This window comes from Gilliamella sp. wkB171, from assembly GCF_001693755.1.
Lineage (GTDB): Bacteria > Pseudomonadota > Gammaproteobacteria > Enterobacterales > Orbaceae > Gilliamella > Gilliamella apicola_F.
Genome location: NZ_LYST01000043.1, coordinates 279,765 through 300,311, shown reverse-complemented (window position 1 = coordinate 300,311; position 20,547 = coordinate 279,765). Strand labels below are relative to the sequence as shown.

Sequence of the window (20,547 nt, the reverse complement as noted above, 5' to 3'; positions counted from 1 at the left end):
ATTTTATATTTAGATATAATAGTAACAAATTTTTTTACGTGATATTTGGATATGAAACAATTTAATTGGAATGCAAGGGTTTATTATGAAGATACCGATGCAGGTGGAGTTGTCTATCATGCTCGGTATCTTGCTTTTTTCGAACGAGCTAGAACCGAAATGCTAAGACAACTTGATATTAGTCAACAAAAGTTATTACAAGAAGGTATTGCTTTTGTTGTAAAAAAGATGGATATTAGCTACCTCTTTCCAGCTCGTTTAGATGATATGCTAACAATTAGCAGTAGCATTGAGCAAGTTCGCAAGGCGTCTATTATCTTTAAACAGACTATTTTTAATCAAAACAAGCAAGCTATCAGTACTGCTGATGTGATTATTGCATGTGTAGATATGACTAAAATGAAGCCATGTGGGCTTCCTAAGTTATTAGTTTCGGAGTTTATATAAGTGGAAAATCTTAATATTATTGATTTGTTTTTACAAGCAGGTTTATTAGTACAATGTGTGATGATATTGCTACTGAGCTTTTCTGTTATGTCTTGGGCTATTATTTTTCAACGTAGTAAAATTTTAGGAAAAGCTAAAAAACAAGTTGATCAATTTGAAAATAGTTTTTGGGCATCTGATGAATTAAATGTTTTATTTGATAAAGCAAAATTCAATAAAGAAGATATTAGTGGTACAGAACATATTTTTTATTCGGGTTTTAAAGAGTTTTCTCGACTATATCAAATTAATCCAAATATGCCAGAAGCGGCATTAGATGGTGCATCTCGCTCAATGCGATTGGCCATGAATCGTGAACTTGATAATTTAGAATTACATATTCCTTTTTTAGGAACGGTTGGTTCTATCAGTCCATATATTGGTTTATTTGGTACTGTTTGGGGGATAATGCACGCATTTATTTCATTAGGTGCAGTTAAACAAGCAACACTTCAAATGGTTGCACCAGGTATTGCAGAAGCATTGATTGCAACCGCTATAGGGCTATTTGCTGCTATTCCTGCGGTGTTGGCATACAATCGTTTATCATTAAGCGTCAGTAGAATAGAGCAAAGTTATTTAAACTTTATTGATGAATTTTCAGCTATTTTACAACGTCAAGCTGTTGCTGTTAGGAAGTAATTAATTATGAGCAGACGTTCACGTTATTCCACAAAATCCGAAATCAATATAGTTCCATTATTGGATGTACTATTGGTATTGGTATTGATTTTTATGGCAACTGCACCCATTATCAGTCAAAGTGTTGAAGTTGATTTACCTGAAGCGTCGGAATCAAAAACAGTTTCACCTTCAGATAATAAACCAATCATCATTGAAGTGTCTGATGTTGGCGTTTACGCATTGATCATTGATCAAGATCGTCAATCAAATTTACCTCAAGAGCAAATTGTTGCCGAGGTTAAGCATCAAATTTCACTTAACGAAAAAGCTGTTTTTTTAGTTGGTGGTGCTAAAAATGTTCCTTACGAAGAAATTATAAAGGCGTTGAATTTATTACAATCTGCAGGCGTTAAATCTGTTGGATTGATGACTCAACCAATTTAATTAAACATAATAATACGTTAAAAATGTCAGCAATGTCTTATAAGCCAAATTCTCAATTAAGCGTACCAATTGTAATATCTATTTTATTGCATTTAATATTAATTATCATTCTTGGCTATAGAGCTATACAGGATGATAATGCTAATTATGGTAGTATTAATGGCCAATCAATTGATGCGATTATGGTTGATCCATCGGTTATGACTGAACAATATCAAAGGCAATTACAAGCTCAAACCAGTCAACAAAAGGCGGATAAACAAAAACAACAACAATTAGAAAATCAAGCTAAAGAGTTACAAGAAAAGCAATTAGCTGAACAGCAACGGTTAAAGGATCTTGAGAAAGAGCGTTTAAAAATTGCTGAACAACAAAAACAGCAAGAGGCAGAAAAAGCCGCTGCTGAAAAAGCTGCAGCAGAGAAAGCTGCCGCTGAAAAGGCTGCAGCAGAAAAAGCCGCTGCTGAAAAGGCTGCAGCAGAAAAAGCTGCCGCTGAAAAGGCTGCAGCAGAAAAAGCCGCCGCTGAAAAGGCTGCAGCAGAGAAAGCCGCCGCTGAAAAGGCTGCAGCAGAGAAAGCCGCCGCTGAAAAGGCCGCAGCCGAGAAAGCTGCCGCTGAAAAGGCCGCAGCAGAGAAAGCTGCTGCTCAAAAAGCTGCGGCAGAGAAAGCCGCTGCTGAAAAGGCTGCAGCAGAAAAAGCCGCCGCTGAAAAGGCCGCAGCCGAGAAAGCTGCCGCTCAAAAAGCTGCGGCAGAGAAAGCCGCTGCTGAAAAAGCCGCAGCCGAGAAAGCTGCCGCTGAAAAGGCCGCAGCAGAAAAAGCCGCCGCCCAAAAAGCTGCGGCAGAAAAAGCTAAACAAGCTAAAAATGATAAAGCATTAAATGATCTGTTAGGTGGATTAACTTCATCAGGTGCGCCAAGTACTTCAAATGCTCAGGGATCAACCGCTAGTCGTAAAGGCGTATCGGATGGTGAATTAGACAAATATAAGTCATTAGTACAAAATGCAATAAGTAATAAATTTATTAATCCTCCTAATGTTTATAGTGGTCAACACTGTGTTTTGCAGATTCAAATTGCCCCCGATGGATTATTACTTAATGTAATTTCAAAAGGTGGGGATGATGCTTTATGCCGCGAAGCGCTTGCCGCTACCAAACTTGCGGTGATACCAAGACCTGCCAATAATCTGTATAATGAAGTAAAAAATATGACTCTTGAATTCCAACCAAAATAACTTAATGCTCAAATTTTGTTCTTCATAAAATAAATTTTCAACATCTTTCACTGAAAGATGTTGAAAACGAATTAAACGTCCCAATATATTCTCTATTCATTCCAAATTTAGTTATTGTAAGTAAGAGAAGGAGCAGAATATGACAACAATAGTCAGTGTTCGCCGTGAAGGGCAAGTGGTTATTGGTGGTGATGGGCAAGTGACACTTGGTGAACGTATAATTATGAAAGGCAATGCCCGTAAAGTTCGTCGATTATATAATAACAAAGTAATTGCAGGATTTGCAGGTGGTACTGCTGATGCGTTTACGCTTTTTGAGTTATTCGAGCGAAAACTTGAGATGCATCAAGGTCACTTAACTAAATCAGCAGTAGAATTAGCTAAGGATTGGCGAACCGATAGAATGTTACGTAAATTGGAAGCATTGCTTGCTGTTGCCGATGAAAGTGCCTCATTAATTATTACTGGTACAGGTGATGTTATTCAACCAGAAGACGATTTGATTGCTATTGGTTCGGGAGGACCTTATGCTCAAGCGGCAGCACGTGCGCTACTGGATAATACTTCATTATCTGCACATGATATTGTGCAAAAGTCATTATCAATAGCGGGAGATATTTGTGTATATACCAATAACTTCCAAACAATTGAAGAACTTAATTATTAATTAATCCGATTTAAGAGAAATTTATTATGTCTGAAATGACTCCTCGCGAAATAGTAAGCGAATTAAACCAACATATCATTGGTCAAGATAAAGCAAAACGTTCTGTTGCTATTGCATTGCGTAATCGTTGGCGTCGTATGCAGCTTGATGAAGCGTTACGCCATGAAGTAACACCCAAAAATATATTAATGATTGGACCAACAGGGGTAGGTAAAACCGAAATTGCTAGAAGGCTAGCGAAATTAGCCCATGCTCCATTTATTAAAGTCGAAGCGACAAAATTTACAGAGGTCGGTTATGTTGGTAAAGAGGTTGATTCCATTATTCGTGATTTAACCGATTCTGCTGTCAAAATGATTCGCCAAGAAGCGATAGAAAAAAATCGCAATCGTGCACAAGAGTTAGCTGAAGAACGTATTTTAGATGTACTGGTTCCACCAGCGAAAGATGGATGGGGACAGGTTGAAAATAATAACGATTCAACAGCTAGACAAGCTTTTCGAAAAAAACTGCGTGAAGGTGCACTTGATGATAAAGAGATTGAAATTGAAGTGGCAGGCGTAAATATTGGTGTCGAAATCATGGCGCCTCCTGGCATGGAAGAAATGACAAATCAATTACAATCGATGTTTCAGAATTTAGGTGGTCAAAAAACTAAACCACGTAAAATGAAAATTAAAGATGCATTTAAACAGTTAATTGAAGAAGAAGCAGCTAAATTAGTTAATCCTGAAGAACTCAAACATCAAGCCATAGAAGCTGTTGAACAAAATGGTATTGTGTTTATTGATGAAATTGATAAAGTTTGTAAGCGTGGTAACTCTTCTGGTCCAGATGTGTCTCGTGAAGGGGTGCAGCGTGATTTATTACCTTTAGTTGAAGGATGCACGGTATCAACTAAGCATGGTTCAGTAAAAACTGATCATATTTTATTTATTGCTTCTGGTGCATTCCAAACAGCAAGCCCATCAGACTTAATACCGGAACTTCAAGGGCGTTTACCAATTCGAGTTGAATTACAAGCATTAACCAGTGAAGATTTTGAGCGTATTTTAACTGAGCCAAATGCATCACTCACTGTACAATATAAAGCACTTATGGCAACAGAAGGTGTAAATATTGATTTTACGACAGATGGTATACGTAAAATAGCTGAGTCTGCTTGGCAAGTAAATGAGCAAAATGAAAATATTGGTGCTCGTCGATTACATACCGTGCTCGAACGTTTAATGGAAGAAGTTTCGTTTGAAGCGAGTGAACTTAATGGGCAAACAGTTACAATTGATGCTAAGTATGTCGGTGAGCATTTAGATAAACTCGTTGCAGATGAAGATCTTAGCAAGTTTATTTTGTAGCTTTATTTTTAATTGCTAAACAAAAAAGGTGAGTATAATACTCACCTTTTTTGTTATTCATTTGTCTTATTTTTTATTTAGTTAGTAAACCTTCTAAAAGATCTACTGCTTTTTGTTTAGAATTTGATTTAGAGTCATCTTTTGAATTACGTCCTTCAAGTTTATTGCGTAGCTTATCTAACTTGTCTTGCAACTTATCACTGAATAAATCCTTAATGACTTGTTCTAAATCAATTTGGTAATGCAGATTAGCAAATTGCCCATAAATATGTAACGGTATAGTTAGCTTTTGTAGTTTTGCAATGGTTTCATTTTTACCATTCCAGCCACCTAAGAGTTTAATATTCATGTTAACATCTAAATCTTTTTTAGTCATACCAACTCTGCCTGATCCAGAGGTGACATCAAGTGTTTGAGAATTAGCGCCTAACGTTGTTAGTTCTAAATTACCATTACTTAAATATCCATTAGCTGTGATATTAGAAAATTCAGTATAGTTTTTTTGATTTTCTGGATTAGAGATATCTTTGGTATATTTTGCCGCTGCATTTTGAATAATATTATTGATATTAATATTATTTAACCTGGCATTGGTCACATTGATTGCTACGTTACCCTTGATACTTTCTAATAGTCGATTACCGATTAATGTGTTCGCTTCTAAATCACCATTTGCATTAAATGATCCTTGCAAATCATTAGGTGTTTCTATTTGGGTAAAGAAAGTATTCAGATCAACATTACTAATTTTAGGACTTAATTTAATTAGTGTATTTTTTTGCTTACCATTTGCGATACCTGTTGCCATTACATGGCCTTTAGCAAAGTCAAAATTGATATCATTAAAGGTGGCAACACCATCATTATTGACCATATTTACATTGATATTATTCAATATGATTTTATTAGCATCTAATTGTTTTAAATTGAGTTTAAGTTTAGCATTAAAGCTATTAAGAAAATTGAGCTCATTCTCAATTTTTTCAACGTTTGATACAACAGGTGGGGTTTGTTGTATAGTGATATTGTCGTTTACTTTTTTATCATTGGTTAAAAAAGTCGATAGGTTTAGTTTATCTGAGTTAAGCTGTAGATCAATATCAGGTTTGTTGTCTAAAATAGCAGTAAATGCACCATTAAAATTGTTTTCATTGATTGAAAAAGATAAATTTTTACTACTTATTTGCATTGGATTTGTTTGTTGATAATTAAATAGTCCATTTATATTGCCTTTTAGAGCTTTGAACGATGAGGTAATGCCTTTATAAGTATATTCAAACTTCTTCAAGTCAATCAGTGCGCTATTAGGATATTGCGTTAAATCCACATCAGCATTAGCAGCATAATAAAGATCTTGTTGATTACGATCAACATTGCCCTTTACATCAATTGTCATTTTTCTATCTGATTTTTGCTCGATCGCTAAGTTAATATTGCGAAAGTTAATCAAATCATCTTTATGTTGAATAACAACAGTACTATCAGTTACTTCAAGCTTATTAAATGTAAACGCCCAGCTCGATGGTTTTGCTGGTTGTTTAGTTTGTGATATTTCACCGTTAGAAGTGTTTGGCTTGTTAGCTTCTTTGTTCTCAAAAACTAATCCTTTACTTTCATCGGTAATATTAATAATAGCCGATTTTATAAATACATTTTTGACAGTCAATTTTTTAGAAAACAGTGGGAATAATTCCACATCTAAACGCATATTATCTGCTGTTAGGATAGGTTTTTTGGCATCCTGATCAGAAAGCTTAACCGAATCAGTCAAGATACTGACTTGTGGCCAAATGTGCCAACGTAAATTTCCCTCGATAGTTAATTCATAGCCTGTTTTATCTTTGACGGTATCGGTTATAAATCCTCGAAAATTATTTGGGTCAACAAAAACGATTAATGAGACAATGCCGATTGAAATAATGAGGATTAAAATTAAAAGCGTAACCAATATTTTTTTGATCATATTAATGTTCCTTTAGAATATAAGCTACTAAGCGTGCTAGTCTTTATCAATACGACTGGCAACTGCACCTTGTTGATCTTTATATTTTGCATCTTTTCTGCTGTTGTAAGGTCTTGCTGCTTTTCCAGTTAATGTTTCAAAACTTAATGCACCAATTGTCATTCCTGGTCTAAGCGCTAATGGAATTTTTCCAGAATTGTAAAACTCTAATACAATTTGTCCTTGCCAACCAGGATCGATACGGTGAGCGGTCACATGTACCATCAATCCTAATCTTGCCAGTGATGAACGGCCATCTAGCCAGCCAACTAAGTCGTCAGGAATAGTGACGGACTCTAACGTGACGGCTAAAGCTAACTCACCGGGATGAAGATAAAAAGCATCGCCTTCTGCAAGGACCATTTCTTCACTCATTACGCGTTCAAGAACCGCTGATACTTGTTCTTTAGGACCACTTAAGTCTATATAAGGTGTAGTATGTTCCCGAAAGGTACGAAATTTATTACCCAATCTAACATCGACGGTTGCACCATTGATGCAATGAGTTGTTGGTTGCGGTGTAATTTTTAGTTTACCACTTTGTAAATACGCTTCGATATCTCGATCGCATAATCTCATGAGTTATCCTTAAATATACTGTTATTTGCTTATTCTAACAGGTTCTAACGATGCCGTCGATGTTGATAATTTAGGGTTTGATGACCCATGCGCGGCCATAATGATTATAGTATCCGGCTAATTTTCCTGGTTTATCACCAATTCCTAAATAAAGATCAAAATGTTGTCCTTTAATTGCGCCACCAACATCCAACGCGACCATCAACCGCGTTTCACGGCGACCTCGATATTGACCATCGTTATCAAGTAAGGGAACATCCACTAACACAACTGAGCCAATAGGAATAAGTGATTTATCTGATGCTACCGATGCATTGGCAACCAGTGGTACCGCTGCTGCACCTTTTACCTCAGCATTAGGTTGAGGTTTGAAAAAAACAAATGAACGATTTTGAATTAATAACGCTTTGACTTGTTTTTCACTTTTGTTTTTAGCCCAATCTTTAATGGCTTGAATCGACATTTTGTCTTTATCGATTTCGCCTTGTTCGACTAATAAGCGTCCTATGCTTGAATAACCATGACCATTTTTACCACCATAACAGAAGAAAACTAAAGGGGTACCATCTTCAAAATCAATGTAAGCACTTCCTTGTACTTCCATAATAAAATTATCCATTAAGGAATTACTGTAAGCAATTTCAAGGCCCTTTCCGGACAGAGCGCCATTATAAATTTGTTCGCGATTTGGTAATCTTCCAGTACTTTTTGCAGGCATTTTATAAATAGGGTATTTGAACTCTGCATTTGGTTGGTGTCTTGCTTTGATGACAGGGGTATAGTACCCCGTTAAATGGACATTACCATAACCATCTTGACCTGCCATTTCATAACTATTTAGCCCAACTTTGTTAAATTCATCCGCCCCTAACGAACGGTTAATCCAGTTATCTATTGCTTTATAAATATGTTCATTTTTTCGATATAAAGATGGGGATGTAGATTTAATTTTGTTAACCTGAAGCACATAATCGGTAATATTGACTGGGATCCCGAGATCTGGATGACTAACATTCAGTGGTGAACTCAGTTTACCATCTTTGTACAGTTGTCCTTGTTTAAATTGACGTTTTGCATTACTTTGACATCCAGTTAAAACGGTAAGTACAAATAAAATGCATACAATATATGTTCGATAATAGCGGTTATTTTCTTTCATCTTAATTAATCATTATAATACGTTATAAAATTATAGGTGGTTATGCTACACAATTCTATTATAAGAAACTACCACTAAATGTGATGTTACCATAAAAAGTTTTCATAACAATTAAGCTTGCGGTTTGACGGTATAAACTTTATAGTCCTACACTACGGATAGTAGTGTGAAATTTTGAAACTTAAAGGTAATCAATGCGATGAGCGATACATCTTCAAACAGTGATCTTAAACGAAATCTTTCCAATCGACATATTCAACTAATCGCAATCAGTGGTGCTATTGGTACCGGCTTATTTATGGGGTCAGGTAAAACGATCAGTCTTGCAGGACCATCGATTATTTTTGTGTATATGATAATTGGCTTTATTTTATTTTTTGTTATGCGAGCCATGGGTGAAATCCTTTTGTCTAACTTAAAATATAAATCCTTTAGTGATTTTGCCAATGATCTGTTAGGCCCTTGGGCGGGGTTTTTTACAGGATGGACTTATTGGTTTTGCTGGGTAATCACTGGAATAGCTGATGTTGTTGCTATTGCTGGTTATGCGCAGCATTGGTTTCCTCAATTACACGCATGGATCCCAATGCTATTGACGGTAATTGTGTTATTAACGTTGAATTTATTAACAGTGAAAATGTTTGGTGAAACCGAATTCTGGTTTTCAATGATTAAAATTGTTGCAATTTTAGCATTGATTGTTGTTGGGCTTGTTTTGATTTTGACAGCCTTTCACTCAGAACAGACCAATACTACAGCTTCTTTTGCCAATTTATGGAATTATGGTGGGTTTTTCCCTCATGGTTCAATGGGCTTTTTTGCTGGTTTTCAAATTGCAATCTTTGCTTTTGTTGGTATTGAATTGGTGGGTACTACAGCCGCTGAAACTGTTGATCCAAATAAAAATCTACCTCGAGCAATCAATTCGGTACCCGCTCGTATTATTTTCTTTTACGTTTTTGCGTTAATTATTATTATGAGTGTCACACCTTGGATTTTAATTTCGCCAAATAAAAGCCCGTTTGTTGAGTTATTTACCTTAATTGGTTTACCCGCCGCCGCCAGTGTTATTAATTTTGTAGTTTTAACTTCAGCTGCATCTTCTGCCAATAGTGGAATTTACTCTACCAGCCGAATGTTATTTGGGTTAGCCAAAAAACAAGATGCTCCAGAACCTTTTGGAAAATTATCGCGTAGATCTGTCCCTGCCAATGGTTTACTGTTTTCATGTACCTGTTTATTTGGTGGTGTAGTTTTAATTTATTTAGTGCCTGACGTAATGGCAGCTTTTACCATTGTTACTACCATTTCCGCTATTTTATTTATGTTTATTTGGTCGATGATTCTGATTTCTTATATTGCCTATTATCGAAAAAAAGCGGATTTACATCAGCAATCTAAATTTAAAATGCCTGGTGGCGTTTTAATGTGTTATGTATGCTTGGCATTTTTTGCTTTCGTAATTGTATTATTGACGTTTGAAACAGATACCCGCCAAGCGCTTATAGCAACACCAATTTGGTTTGTTATTTTAGCGGTAAGTTATTGTGTTCGTGGTTTAAAAAGACAGTAAAATCTAACATTTAGGCAGGTTTTTCACCTGCCTAATATTATGAATTGTTTGCGGGTTTATTCTTTTTAGGCCAGATAAAACTTGCAATAATACCTAAAGCTAATAGACCTAACACAATATATAAACTCATTGTTGGGGTTATGTCGATTCCGTATCCGAACAAATGGTTGCTAGCATTCAGAGCCAATTTGATAGCGATAAAAAATAATAAGCAAATAACAGCTTTACCTAAATGTACTAGATATTGTTGCATCGCTTCTAATACAAAGTACATTGTTCTTAAACCTAAAATAGCAAATATCATTGCACTATAGACAATTAAAGGTTCTTGGCTCACCGCGATAACTGCTGGCACGGAGTCAAAAGCAAACATGACATCACTTAGCTCAATAACGACAATACATAAAAAAAGCGGTGTTGCATATAACGCTTTATTCGTATTGATATTGCTTAAATTTTTATTTTCTGGTTTAGTCAATTCATTTTGCACTTGTTTTCGTGACAAAAAAAAGTGATGGCCAACCAGTTTGGGATAGGTTGGAAACAGACGATTAGCAATTCGGTAAGCGATATGGTGTGAGTAATCTTTGATAGTTTGGTCATGATTTTGATTTTTTAACATCATTATGCCACTGTAGGCAACAGCGACGGAGAAAACCAATTCCATCCAAGGCCCTAGGGCTAATAATTCTGTACCAATGATGACAAAAATAGCTCGGAAAATAATTGCGCCTATCACGCCTAAGTAAAGTAATCGATGACGATAATTTTCAGGAATGCTGAACCACGAAAACAGTGCCATAATGACAAATAAATTATCGATTGAAAGCGCCTTTTCAAGCACATAACCTGTTAAAAATAAGCTTGCTATTTCAGCGCCGTGATGAATATATAAAAATAGCGCAAAACATAATGCAATAACAATCCAAAAAATAGACCAGATTATAGCATTGGTTAGACTAATAGGCTTATCATTATGATGAGCATATAAATCAATACTTATTGCTACAATTGCTAGTATAATAAAAACTAAAATGGTTTCTATAGGGAAACCTAATGAGTTGTGAATCATAGTGACATTACCTAATATTCAGATTGATTTATGACATAATGTAAGTATTGTTTTGAGTTGCATCAAACATCATCATAAAAATGATTGAGTATATATTGATAGCAAAACCAAAAAAAGATATATTTATCAAATTCTTTAAACTGTCTTTGTTTATTAAACTTTCGAGCAAACTTCCATGCTAAATTTTCGGCTATTTATCTTATTTATTATCGCTTTTTTTTCCAGTCTACTCCAAGCACAATCTGTTGAACCTTATATTTCTACTTTACCCAAGGGCAGTGATATATCAATTTTAGTACAGACGGTTGAGAATAATCCTAAACTTTTAGCTAAATATAAAAGTGATCAATTCAAGCAACCGGCTAGTACGCAAAAAGTGATTACTGCTTTAGCAGCCGAACTTGAGTTAGGTAGCGATTTTCGGTTTATTACGCGAATGCAAACTAATGGAACAATAAGCAATAAGCAATTAAATGGTGATTTAATTATCCAATTAAGTGGTGATCCAACGTTTTCGCGTGAAAAATTACGCAGTATGCTTATTGCTTTACGCCAAAAAGGGATTGAAAAGATTGCAGGTAATATAATTTTAGATACCTCGATTTTTACCAGTCATGATAAAGCACCAGGCTGGTCATGGAATAACTTAACGGCTTGCTATAGCGCACCTTCATCAGCCGCAACAATTGATGATAACTGTTTTTACGCAACAATTACACCGAGTAAAGTTGGGGCAATTGCATCTGCTTCTGTTGCCGCTAGTACTCCAGTGATAATTACCAGTGATGTGCGGACTGTTGCTGCAAATAGTAAAGATTTAAATGATAAATATTGCGAACTTGATGTGAGCTATTCAGATAAAAATCGATATTATTTGTCTGGGTGTATCTCAGCTAGTGCCGATAAAACACCATTAAAGTTTGCCGTTCTTGATAGTATTGAATATTTTTCAACGATTTTAAAGAATGAACTGAAAACACAAAAAATAAGTTATACCGGTGGCATAATAGAAAAAAACAAAAAAATTAACTCACAACTTACCTTGTTAACCTCAAGTCAGTCAGCTCCTTTGTCTGATTTATTAACAGTGATGTTGAAAAAGTCTAATAACTTGTATGCTGATGCTATATTTAGAACTCTGGGTGCTCACTATTTTAATATCTCTGGCACCTGGCGTAATGGAAGTGATGCGGTAAAGCAAATTTTACGCAAAAAGGCAGGAATTAATTTAGAGAATCTTGTCATTGCGGATGGTTCAGGATTGTCTAGATTAAATTTAGTTAGTGCCGATAAATTAATGGAAGTATTACAATATATTGCAGCTAATAATGCACGGTTAGGAATAATTGAAAAACTGCCCATTGCAGGAATAGATGGCACTTTGCAGTATCGTAAAAGCTTTAGCCAACCACCGTTTAAAGAAGCTATCATTGCGAAAACTGGTTATATACAAGGTAGTTATAATTTAGCTGGATTTATTCAAAAATCAGATGGTCGTTATATTGCCTTTGTTCAGTTACTGTCAGGATATCAAGCTGAAAGCCAAAATGAGCCTAAAAGTGCAATTATGAAATTTGAATCTGAATTTTATAAGAATTTTGTTAACTAATGTGTATTACAGGAAGATTATACTTGCGCGTATATTCTTCCTTTTTTAATCGATAATTCGCTAAAGGTTATCACCCAAAAAGCCGCCACTTTGATGTTTCCAAAGCTGCGCATATAAGCCATTTTTATTTAATAACTGTTGGTGGGTACCTTGCTCAATAATTTTACCTTGATCTAATACCACTAATCTATCCATTGCTGCAATGGTGGATAAACGATGGGCTATCGCAATAACGGTTTTTCCTTCCATTAAGGTATATAAACTTTCTTGAATGGCTTGCTCTATTTCAGAATCAAGTGCACTTGTTGCTTCATCCAAAAGTAAAATAGGGGCATTTTTTAAAATGACTCTAGCAATTGCGATACGTTGTCTTTGCCCTCCTGATAATTTTATACCTCGCTCGCCTACATAGGCGTTATAACCTGTTCTTCCTTTAGCATCGACTAATGTTTGAATAAAGTCATCGGCATGGGCTTTTTTCGCCGCTATGATCATCTCTTGATCACTGGCTTGATTATTACCATAAAGTAAATTTTCTTTTACTGAACGATGCAGTAGTGAGGTATCTTGGGTGACCATACCAATTTTGGCACGTAAGCTTTCTTGGGTAACATTGGTAATATCTTGACCATCAATAATAATTTTACCACTTTGTAAATCATAAAAACGTAGCAGCAAGTTAATTAGTGTCGATTTACCAGCACCAGAACGACCAACTAATCCAATTTTTTCACCAGGATTGATAGTAAGATCTAAATTCTCGATTACCGCATTCAACCGTTTTTTATCATAATTAAAATCTATATGCTGAAATTCAATTTTACCTTGATTGACTTTAAGCTCAGTTGCATCCGGTTTATCTGTGACAGCTTGAGTCGCTGAAAAAGTTTTTATTCCATCTTTAACAACACCAATGTTTTCAAATAAGGAGGCTATTTCCCACATGATCCAATGTGAAAAACCATTTAATCGTAGTGCAACTGCGGTTGTTGTGGCAATCGCACCCACTCCGACTAATTGCTGGCTCCATAGCCATAGTGAAATCGCTGTCGTACTTAAAATCAGTGAAATAGAAAGCAAATGATTCACAATTTCAAAACTGCTCACTAGGCGCATTTGTTTATTAACTGTAATTAAAAATTCATCCATCGACTCTTGGGCATATTTAGCTTCATTGCCAGCATGTGAAAAAAGTTTTACTGTCATAATATTGGTATAAGCATCTGTCACCCGACCTGTCATGGTTGATCTGGCGTCTGCCTGCATACTCGCCACTTTACTTAAGCGTGGAATGAAATAGTACATAGCTATGCCAAAAAGGACACACCAGCCAAAAAAAGGTAATAAGAACCAAGGATCGAGTTGTCCAATAATTGCTGCCATAGTGATAAATGAGATAAGCACATAAACTAAAATATCTGCTACTAAAAAACAGGTATCTCGAACGGCAAGAGCTGTTTGCATGACTTTTGCTGATATTCTGCCTGCAAATTCGTCTTGAAAAAATCGCATACTTTGATTTAGGACTAAGCGATGTAGATTCCAACGTAATCTCATTGGAAAATTACCAGCTAGTGATTGATGCTTAATAATGGTTTGTAAGCCAATAATCAACGTGCTTGCTAGAATGATTAAGCTAAATAAAATTAAGGTACTTTTTTCTTGTTGCCAAAATTTACTTGGCTCAATGACAGCCAGCCAATCAACTACTTTACCTAGAGCTGCAAATAAGAAAGCTTCAAAAGCGCCACTTAAACCACTAAGTATAATAAGTGATAATATAAATATGCGAATTCCCTTTGTGGATTGCCAAATAAATTTAAAAAAGTTTTTAGCGGTAGGTTGTGCGTCATCTTTAGGATAAGCTGACACCAATTTTTCAAAAAATCGATACATAATTGACCCAATAATTAGTAAGGTTAGCCATTGATTTTTTATCAATGATCAATAGAAATATGCGGGTAATAGTTATAGATATAAATTATCTAAACACTAAATTGTTGAGTGATATTTTTAGATGAACATTATTTAGCTTTCTACCTGATGTAGGAAAATTATACCTATTAGTAAATTAATGAGGAAATTACAGGTTGTAAATTTCCTCATGTTTAAATTATAGCCTGAACTAATTTGGATTGCTACTTATGGTGTTAAAAAACATCTTTAATAATTTGTACTGCACGACCCACAATATTGTATTTTTCGAAATGAGCTTTCGGAACCTCAATAGTGGGATATTGGTTATTGTTACAAATTAAGATCCAACTGCCCAGTGTTAATCGTATTTTTCTAAGCAAGGTAAAATTTTCATATTCGATTAAATAAATGGCACCATCAATAAGTTCACTTTCTTGTGTGTTGATGATAACCCCATTATTATTTTCAATGTCTGGCGCCATTAGATCGCCTTTAGCCCAATAAATTATTAATTTTCGGATATCTAGGCCTCGATGAGCTGCCCAACCCTCAACAATAGGATAATTCATCACTGGTGGGGTTTCACGAACATAACGCTGAGTTTGCGCTTCTTCTTTAGTGGGTAACTGTTTTTTATAAACAGGAATTCGATAAATATTTTCGTTATAAATACCATCATCTTCGTCTTTAGGATCGAAAACTTCTAATTTATAACCGGTAGCAAGCCAGTTGAAAGATACATTACATTTTTCTGCAATGACTTCTAAGCGTGTAAGAGATGGATATGTTTTACCTGATAAGTAGTCTCTGATAACAGTCTCTGACATATCACATTTTTTAGCAAAGGCAGAAACAGATAAACCTTGCATAGAGCTATATAATCTATCTTTAAATGTTTTAACATTTTTATTTTTAATCATATTTATTTCTGTCTACTTTTTATTTTCATCCGTTTACTAATTATAGAGCATATTTTTTTAGTTTTATACATATGATTATCAGAATAGTTTGTATTTAAAAATGTTTTTTCTTAATTTTGGTTAAATTATTCGTTTTATATTCTGATTTTTTTTTAATTTTACGTTTTAAAATTAGAGTTTTTAAAAAAATGATGATGTGTTTTTTTCTGTTTTAAAAAAGTTATTTTATACGAAAAATAAAGTATTTTTATAATTTAATATGTTTTTTTTAATAATTTTTGATTTAAGTTAAAATATTTAAAATGAAATAATTAAGTGGTTATTATATTGTATTTTACTGATTTTATTTGTTTTATTTTTAATTTTGCACCCTTTCTTTAAATAAACAAGAAAGCAAAGAAAAAACGTTGACTAAAACGAAAAAAAATGGATAATAAGCAGGGTAAGGATTTTTCATTGTTTTCTTTCCTTATATTCCTTATATTTCATGTTGGCCTGTATATTTATATACAGGTCTTTTTTTTATTCTGAAATAACTTGTTGTGAAATCCCTTAATAAAAAGAGTATAATTGAGCCAATACTATAAGCGCTGTTTTGTTGTTTTGGATCAAGCATAGCAGTAATACTTTTTAAAAGAGGATTTTCATATGTCATTTAGCATTCCACACCTTTTAGTGTTTCTTGCTGTAGTCATTTTATTATTTGGCACAAAAAAACTACGTAATTTAGGGTCTGATTTGGGTTCAGCTTTAAAAGGGTTTAAAAAAGCGATGAATGATGATGACACTGAAGTCAAAAACGATAATAAACTTGATAATAAGTAGCGATATTTGTTGGTATGAATAAAAATTTTGATATTGCTATTGTTGGTGGCGGATTAGTTGGTTTAGCAACTGCTTGCGCACTTAGTCAACATGGTTTAAACATTGCGCTTATCGATGTTAACATTCATCAGCATCAACAATTATTTTATGATGAGATAGGTATTCGAGCGTCTGCAATAAATAATGCTAGTCAGCGTTATTTTGCGCAAATTGGGATATGGGATGATTTATTAGCAAGTAAACGAGTACAAGATTTTTCTGAAATAGGTGTTTGGGAAAAAAATGGTCAAGCACATTTAGCTGCTCATGCCAAAGATTATGGTTATACTAATCTTGGTTATATCATTGAAAATGATGTAATATCTCACTATCTTTATCAATACGCATTATCACGTACTAACATCACCATTTATCATGATCAAGCAATTAATAGTGAGTTTAGCCAAGATTACGCTTGTCTAACATTATCTAATGAAACTGTATTATATGCTAAATTAGTTATTGGTGCCGATGGTGCTCACTCTTGGATTCGCAAGCAAGAAAACATTTCTGTTTTTGAGCGTAATTATATTCATCATGCTGTAATAACGACAGTTGAAACGAGTTACCCACATCAATCTTGTGCAAGACAGATTTTTTATCCGAACGGTATTGTCGCTTTTTTGCCTCTTTGGCAACAAAATAAAAGTTGTTTGGTTTGGTCAACCAAGCCTGATAATGCGGCAATGCTATCTTCAATGTCAGAATCAGATTTCTGCAATGAATTATTTCATTTAACGGGTGATAAAGTCGGTCAATGTCAGTTAATCAATCCAAGAATGGTTTTTCCGTTGAAAGCGCGTTTAGCAAGACAATTTATTAAACATCGTTTAGTGTTAATTGGTGATGCTGCTCATACCATTCACCCTTTAGCAGGGCAAGGCGTCAATTTAGGATTTCAAGATTCAGCATTACTGGTTACAACAATTAAAAAATTAATTAATCAACAAAAAGATTTTGGATTAGTTGATAATTTAAAATTGTTTCAATTTATGCGTCGAAAAGATACCTTAGTGATGTTAACTGCTATGCGAACCATACAGGATATGTTTAACGGTGATAACCTTGTTAAAAAATTAATAAGAACAGTTGGTATGAATACTATTGATCATTGCTCTCCTATCAAAAAACAGTTAATTAAATATGCTATGCATATTTAAGTGAAATTTATTACTTCATTACCCTTAAGCATGACTTGATGGATAATGAAGTATAAAACTGAGTTATTTAAAAGCTACAGCATAAGAGCTTGGTATAAATGGTGAGGATGGGATATGTAAAGCCCAATATGGATCGCGTAATAACCCTCGTCCAATGCCAATAAGATCAGCATCTTTAGTACTTAATACATAATCAGCTACATAAGGATCTTCGAGCATACCTACAGCGATAATCGGCAAATTTGTTATTTTGCGAATGCTTTGCGCTAAATAAACTTGATAACCAGCATGAAATTCAGGGGTATGTGCTGGATCTAACTGCCCATCACCCCCACCACTGACATCTAATACGTCTGCTCCAGCATCAGCAAAGCATTTGGCCAACTTACGCCCATACTCAACATCATAGCCGTCCTTTCCATATTCTTGGGCTGAAAAACGAACAATTAAAGGCATATCCGATGGCATTACTGATTTGACGGCTTTGATAACTTGCTTAGCAAATAATAATTTATCTTGGCCATATTCATCAGTCCGGTGATTACTTTTTGGTGAGCAAAATTGATGGATCAAATAGCCATGTGCCGCATGTATTTCAATCGCGTCAAACCCAGCTGCAATTGCTCTTTGGGTCGATTGTTTGAATTTTTCAATTATCTCGATGATTTCATCTTTCGACAATTCGCGAGGTGTTTGGTATTGCCATTTTTCCATGGCTTCGTTAGCGCCATCATATTTAATTGGTGAGCAGGAAACAACATCAGATGTACCTAATGCTTTGCGTCCGGCATGGGCAATTTGGATAGCGATTTTGCCATTTTGTGCATGTACCGCATCAACAATTCGTTTGAATTGATCTTTTTGCTCATCATTCCATAAACCCAGACAATTTGGCGAGATTCGACCATTTGGTGCGATATTAGTCATTTCTACAATAATTAATCCAACACCCCCTACCGCACGCGATACATAGTGAACAAAGTGCCAATCATTAGGCACGCCATCCGTTGCTTGATATTGACACATTGGCGGCATCACAATACGATTTTTTAGTGTTAATTTTTTTACAGTAAATGGCGTATTAAGATATGAAATTTTTGCCATAAATGACTCCTTAAGTATTGAGTAATTGGATCATTAAACCGTTTTTTATTTAAAAATATTGATGGTATCTTTATGATTATTAACTATTAATGAAAGCATTTTAGTGATGATTACGACCATAATGGTTGCTTTAATTTATAGAACAACGATGTACTTTTCAATATTAACTGCTATTGAGCTGTTGTATTATAAATAATCTTATTCTAAGCAAGAAGAGGATTATTTAGTTTCACCTTGTTATGTGCAAAAGGGTATAGTATTAGTTTTTACTCTATTTAATGATATGAACGATATCAATTTTTATTATTTTCAATTCGGATTAATCCTTGTGCCAAGAATCTTAATTAGGCCAATCTATAATAAAATCAAGAGTTAATTATGGTTATTTAATCGATCATCTTAAACAATCAACAATTCGGTTTGTTTAAGCAGAAGAAAAAATAAGATTATAAACAATGCGTAAAACTTTATTAACTAAAGCTCAAATATTTTTATTAAAAAATAGGGTTGAGCTATTTTATGATATTAATGAGTTAGATCTAAATGATTGAACTATTTTTTATTATTGTAAATATACCAACTGATGATACCAAACAAACCCAATAGCGTTCCGGTAATGGCTATCGATACCCAACCGTAGTGGCTAAATAAGTAGGTTGAGGTAACCGAGCCCAGCATGCCACCTATAAAATAGCAAACCATATAACCCGTGTTCATTCGACTGCGGGCTTCAGGTCTAATTTGATAAATAGCACTCATATTAGAAACATGGGTAACTTGTACCGAAAAATCGAGCAATATTACGCCTAAAATTAGCGCTATGATTGAATACTGCGCTAGTGAAAGTGGTAGCCAAGATAGTAGTAATAAACATAAACCAATGGTTGTCGCTAGTGTGCCTTTACCTATATCGGATAATTTTCCGACAATGGGTGAGCCAAGAGCACCAGCTGCTCCTGCTAAGCCAAACAGGCCAATAATAAAATCAGAATAATGGTAGGGCGCGTCAGTCAATAAAAACGCAAGTGGCGTCCATAATAGTGAAAATAGGGCAAAAGAAATAATTGCCAGTAGCGAACGAATTCTTAGTATTGGTTCTTGCTTATAGAGTGTGCCGATTGATAATAATAGTTTGAAATAATTAATATTAATGGTATTGCGATAGGTAGGTAAATAAAAACCAAGTAACACAGTGACAGTGATCATAATAGTTGCCGCAATCCAATAGACATAATGCCAGTCGGCATTTGACGAAATAGCCCCTGCAAAAGTTCGACCTAATAATATACCTAATAACATACCGCTCATTAATGTACCAACCACCTTTCCTCGATGCTCAGGTTTTGATAAGGTCGCAGCGAATGGAATTAATACCTGGGCGACAGTTGAAAAGAGTCCTGTCAAAGCGGTTCCTAGTATTAGCATCCATAAATTAATCGATAAAGCGCTAATAATAAGACCACATGTTGATAAGATCATTAAAATTAGTATCAATTTTTTACGTTCGAGTTTATCACCTAGCGGCGTAATAAATAATAAGCCGACAGCATAACTAAACTGTGCAGTCATAATGATCGCCCCTGAGTGTTCAACTGCAATGTTTAAATCATTGGTAATAGAGTGTAACAGAGGTTGTGCATAGTAATTACTAGCAATAGTAATACCTATTGCAAATGCCATTAAAAAGATTAACCATTTAGACAAAGCTTGATTTTGTGTATTGTTCATTAGCTATTTTAAATAAAAATAATCGGCAATTATATACGAAAAATATAGGTAG

Annotated in this window: 19 protein-coding genes; 10 read left to right on the top strand and 9 right to left on the bottom strand. The window is 34.7% G+C overall.

The window, feature by feature from the left end; translation table 11 throughout:
* The first annotated feature begins 51 nt into the window (after window positions 1-51).
* From ybgC to hslU, 6 genes are all read left to right on the top strand, one after another.
* Window positions 52-447, top strand: coding sequence for a tol-pal system-associated acyl-CoA thioesterase (gene ybgC, locus A9G03_RS07425; RefSeq protein WP_065634312.1), 396 nt, complete (start codon window positions 52-54; stop codon window positions 445-447).
* Entirely contained in the window at window positions 448-1,128 is a 681-nt protein-coding gene (gene tolQ, locus A9G03_RS07420) for a protein TolQ (RefSeq protein ID WP_065634313.1), read from the top strand.
* 6 nt (window positions 1,129-1,134) lie between these two features.
* Window positions 1,135-1,554 carry a colicin uptake protein TolR gene (gene tolR / locus A9G03_RS07415; protein WP_065634314.1) on the top strand — a complete coding sequence of 140 codons (420 nt, stop codon included), beginning with the start codon at window positions 1,135-1,137 and terminating at the stop codon, window positions 1,552-1,554.
* A 23-nt stretch (window positions 1,555-1,577) separates the two neighbouring features.
* Window positions 1,578-2,786 carry a cell envelope integrity protein TolA gene (gene tolA / locus A9G03_RS07410; RefSeq protein ID WP_065798830.1) on the top strand — a complete coding sequence of 403 codons (1,209 nt, stop codon included), beginning with the start codon at window positions 1,578-1,580 and terminating at the stop codon, window positions 2,784-2,786.
* Between the two features lie 139 nt (window positions 2,787-2,925).
* Entirely contained in the window at window positions 2,926-3,453 is a 528-nt protein-coding gene (gene hslV, locus A9G03_RS07405; RefSeq protein ID WP_065556332.1) for an ATP-dependent protease subunit HslV, read from the top strand.
* A gap of 26 nt (window positions 3,454-3,479) precedes the next feature.
* Complete coding sequence (gene hslU / locus A9G03_RS07400) at window positions 3,480-4,808, top strand: HslU--HslV peptidase ATPase subunit (protein WP_065634316.1); 1,329 nt, start codon at window positions 3,480-3,482, stop codon at window positions 4,806-4,808.
* A 73-nt stretch (window positions 4,809-4,881) separates the two neighbouring features.
* On the opposite strand, the gene asmA is transcribed toward hslU, so the two are convergent.
* From asmA to mltA, 3 genes are all read right to left on the bottom strand, one after another.
* On the bottom strand, window positions 4,882-6,771 hold the full coding sequence (gene asmA, locus A9G03_RS07395) for an outer membrane assembly protein AsmA (RefSeq protein ID WP_065798829.1): 1,890 nt from the start codon (window positions 6,769-6,771) through the stop codon (window positions 4,882-4,884).
* 36 nt (window positions 6,772-6,807) lie between these two features.
* Window positions 6,808-7,389, bottom strand: a complete 582-nt coding sequence (dcd, locus tag A9G03_RS07390) for a dCTP deaminase (RefSeq protein WP_065634318.1) — start codon at window positions 7,387-7,389, stop codon at window positions 6,808-6,810.
* Between the two features lie 70 nt (window positions 7,390-7,459).
* Entirely contained in the window at window positions 7,460-8,548 is a 1,089-nt protein-coding gene (gene mltA, locus A9G03_RS07385; protein ID WP_065634319.1) for a murein transglycosylase A, read from the bottom strand.
* A 199-nt stretch (window positions 8,549-8,747) separates the two neighbouring features.
* Here mltA and cycA point away from each other — a divergent pair, with 199 nt between their 5' ends.
* Window positions 8,748-10,121, top strand: a complete 1,374-nt coding sequence (gene cycA, locus A9G03_RS07380) for a D-serine/D-alanine/glycine transporter (protein ID WP_065634320.1) — start codon at window positions 8,748-8,750, stop codon at window positions 10,119-10,121.
* 37 nt (window positions 10,122-10,158) lie between these two features.
* Here the strand turns inward: cycA and A9G03_RS07375 are convergent, their stop codons facing one another.
* Window positions 10,159-11,193, bottom strand: coding sequence for a TerC/Alx family metal homeostasis membrane protein (locus A9G03_RS07375; RefSeq protein ID WP_065798828.1), 1,035 nt, complete (start codon window positions 11,191-11,193; stop codon window positions 10,159-10,161).
* Window positions 11,194-11,368: 175 nt separating this feature from the next.
* Between A9G03_RS07375 and dacB the strand changes: the two genes are divergently transcribed.
* On the top strand, window positions 11,369-12,802 hold the full coding sequence (gene dacB, locus A9G03_RS07370) for a serine-type D-Ala-D-Ala carboxypeptidase (RefSeq protein ID WP_065798827.1): 1,434 nt from the start codon (window positions 11,369-11,371) through the stop codon (window positions 12,800-12,802).
* Window positions 12,803-12,862: 60 nt separating this feature from the next.
* Here dacB and A9G03_RS07365 read toward each other — a convergent pair whose 3' ends face one another.
* The 3 genes from A9G03_RS07365 to A9G03_RS12555 form a co-directional block, all read right to left on the bottom strand.
* Complete coding sequence (locus tag A9G03_RS07365; RefSeq protein ID WP_065798826.1) at window positions 12,863-14,698, bottom strand: ABC transporter ATP-binding protein; 1,836 nt, start codon at window positions 14,696-14,698, stop codon at window positions 12,863-12,865.
* 254 nt (window positions 14,699-14,952) lie between these two features.
* Window positions 14,953-15,639, bottom strand: a complete 687-nt coding sequence (locus A9G03_RS07360) for a LexA family transcriptional regulator (RefSeq protein WP_065634324.1) — start codon at window positions 15,637-15,639, stop codon at window positions 14,953-14,955.
* Between the two features lie 478 nt (window positions 15,640-16,117).
* Complete coding sequence (locus A9G03_RS12555; protein WP_176700967.1) at window positions 16,118-16,294, bottom strand: hypothetical protein; 177 nt, start codon at window positions 16,292-16,294, stop codon at window positions 16,118-16,120.
* On the opposite strand from A9G03_RS12555, the gene A9G03_RS07355 reads away from it, so the two are divergent.
* Window positions 16,288-16,464, top strand: a complete 177-nt coding sequence (locus A9G03_RS07355) for a Sec-independent protein translocase subunit TatA (protein ID WP_065634325.1) — start codon at window positions 16,288-16,290, stop codon at window positions 16,462-16,464. The genes A9G03_RS12555 and A9G03_RS07355 overlap by 7 nt on opposite strands.
* Window positions 16,465-16,478: 14 nt before the next feature.
* The gene (locus A9G03_RS07350) at window positions 16,479-17,663 is read left to right on the top strand and encodes an FAD-dependent monooxygenase (protein ID WP_065634326.1); all 1,185 of its coding nucleotides are present in this window, start codon (window positions 16,479-16,481) and stop codon (window positions 17,661-17,663) included.
* A 63-nt stretch (window positions 17,664-17,726) separates the two neighbouring features.
* On the opposite strand, the gene A9G03_RS07345 is transcribed toward A9G03_RS07350, so the two are convergent.
* Entirely contained in the window at window positions 17,727-18,767 is a 1,041-nt protein-coding gene (locus A9G03_RS07345; RefSeq protein WP_065798825.1) for an NADH:flavin oxidoreductase/NADH oxidase, read from the bottom strand.
* A gap of 552 nt (window positions 18,768-19,319) precedes the next feature.
* On the bottom strand, window positions 19,320-20,495 hold the full coding sequence (locus A9G03_RS07340; RefSeq protein ID WP_065634328.1) for an MFS transporter: 1,176 nt from the start codon (window positions 20,493-20,495) through the stop codon (window positions 19,320-19,322).
* Window positions 20,496-20,547 lie beyond the last annotated feature (52 nt).

Excerpts from the sequence above, each read along its gene's own strand:
- ybgC (WP_065634312.1), top strand. The coding sequence starts at position 52 with ATGAAACAATTTAATTGGAATGCAAGGGTTTATTATGAAGATACCGAT.
- A9G03_RS07355 (WP_065634325.1), top strand. The coding sequence starts at position 16,288 with ATGTCATTTAGCATTCCACACCTTTTAGTGTTTCTTGCTGTAGTCATT.
- dcd (WP_065634318.1), bottom strand. The coding sequence starts at position 7,389 with ATGAGATTATGCGATCGAGATATCGAAGCGTATTTACAAAGTGGTAAA.
- tolA (WP_065798830.1), top strand. The coding sequence starts at position 1,578 with ATGTCAGCAATGTCTTATAAGCCAAATTCTCAATTAAGCGTACCAATT.
- tolR (WP_065634314.1), top strand. The coding sequence starts at position 1,135 with ATGAGCAGACGTTCACGTTATTCCACAAAATCCGAAATCAATATAGTT.
- A9G03_RS07375 (WP_065798828.1), bottom strand. The coding sequence starts at position 11,193 with ATGATTCACAACTCATTAGGTTTCCCTATAGAAACCATTTTAGTTTTT.
- hslU (WP_065634316.1), top strand. The coding sequence starts at position 3,480 with ATGTCTGAAATGACTCCTCGCGAAATAGTAAGCGAATTAAACCAACAT.
- A9G03_RS07340 (WP_065634328.1), bottom strand. The coding sequence starts at position 20,495 with ATGAACAATACACAAAATCAAGCTTTGTCTAAATGGTTAATCTTTTTA.
- hslV (WP_065556332.1), top strand. The coding sequence starts at position 2,926 with ATGACAACAATAGTCAGTGTTCGCCGTGAAGGGCAAGTGGTTATTGGT.
- asmA (WP_065798829.1), bottom strand. The coding sequence starts at position 6,771 with ATGATCAAAAAAATATTGGTTACGCTTTTAATTTTAATCCTCATTATT.
- A9G03_RS07350 (WP_065634326.1), top strand. The coding sequence starts at position 16,479 with ATGAATAAAAATTTTGATATTGCTATTGTTGGTGGCGGATTAGTTGGT.
- A9G03_RS07365 (WP_065798826.1), bottom strand. The coding sequence starts at position 14,698 with ATGTATCGATTTTTTGAAAAATTGGTGTCAGCTTATCCTAAAGATGAC.
- cycA (WP_065634320.1), top strand. The coding sequence starts at position 8,748 with ATGAGCGATACATCTTCAAACAGTGATCTTAAACGAAATCTTTCCAAT.
- mltA (WP_065634319.1), bottom strand. The coding sequence starts at position 8,548 with ATGAAAGAAAATAACCGCTATTATCGAACATATATTGTATGCATTTTA.
- A9G03_RS12555 (WP_176700967.1), bottom strand. The coding sequence starts at position 16,294 with ATGACATATGAAAATCCTCTTTTAAAAAGTATTACTGCTATGCTTGAT.
- A9G03_RS07360 (WP_065634324.1), bottom strand. The coding sequence starts at position 15,639 with ATGATTAAAAATAAAAATGTTAAAACATTTAAAGATAGATTATATAGC.
- dacB (WP_065798827.1), top strand. The coding sequence starts at position 11,369 with ATGCTAAATTTTCGGCTATTTATCTTATTTATTATCGCTTTTTTTTCC.
- A9G03_RS07345 (WP_065798825.1), bottom strand. The coding sequence starts at position 18,767 with ATGGCAAAAATTTCATATCTTAATACGCCATTTACTGTAAAAAAATTA.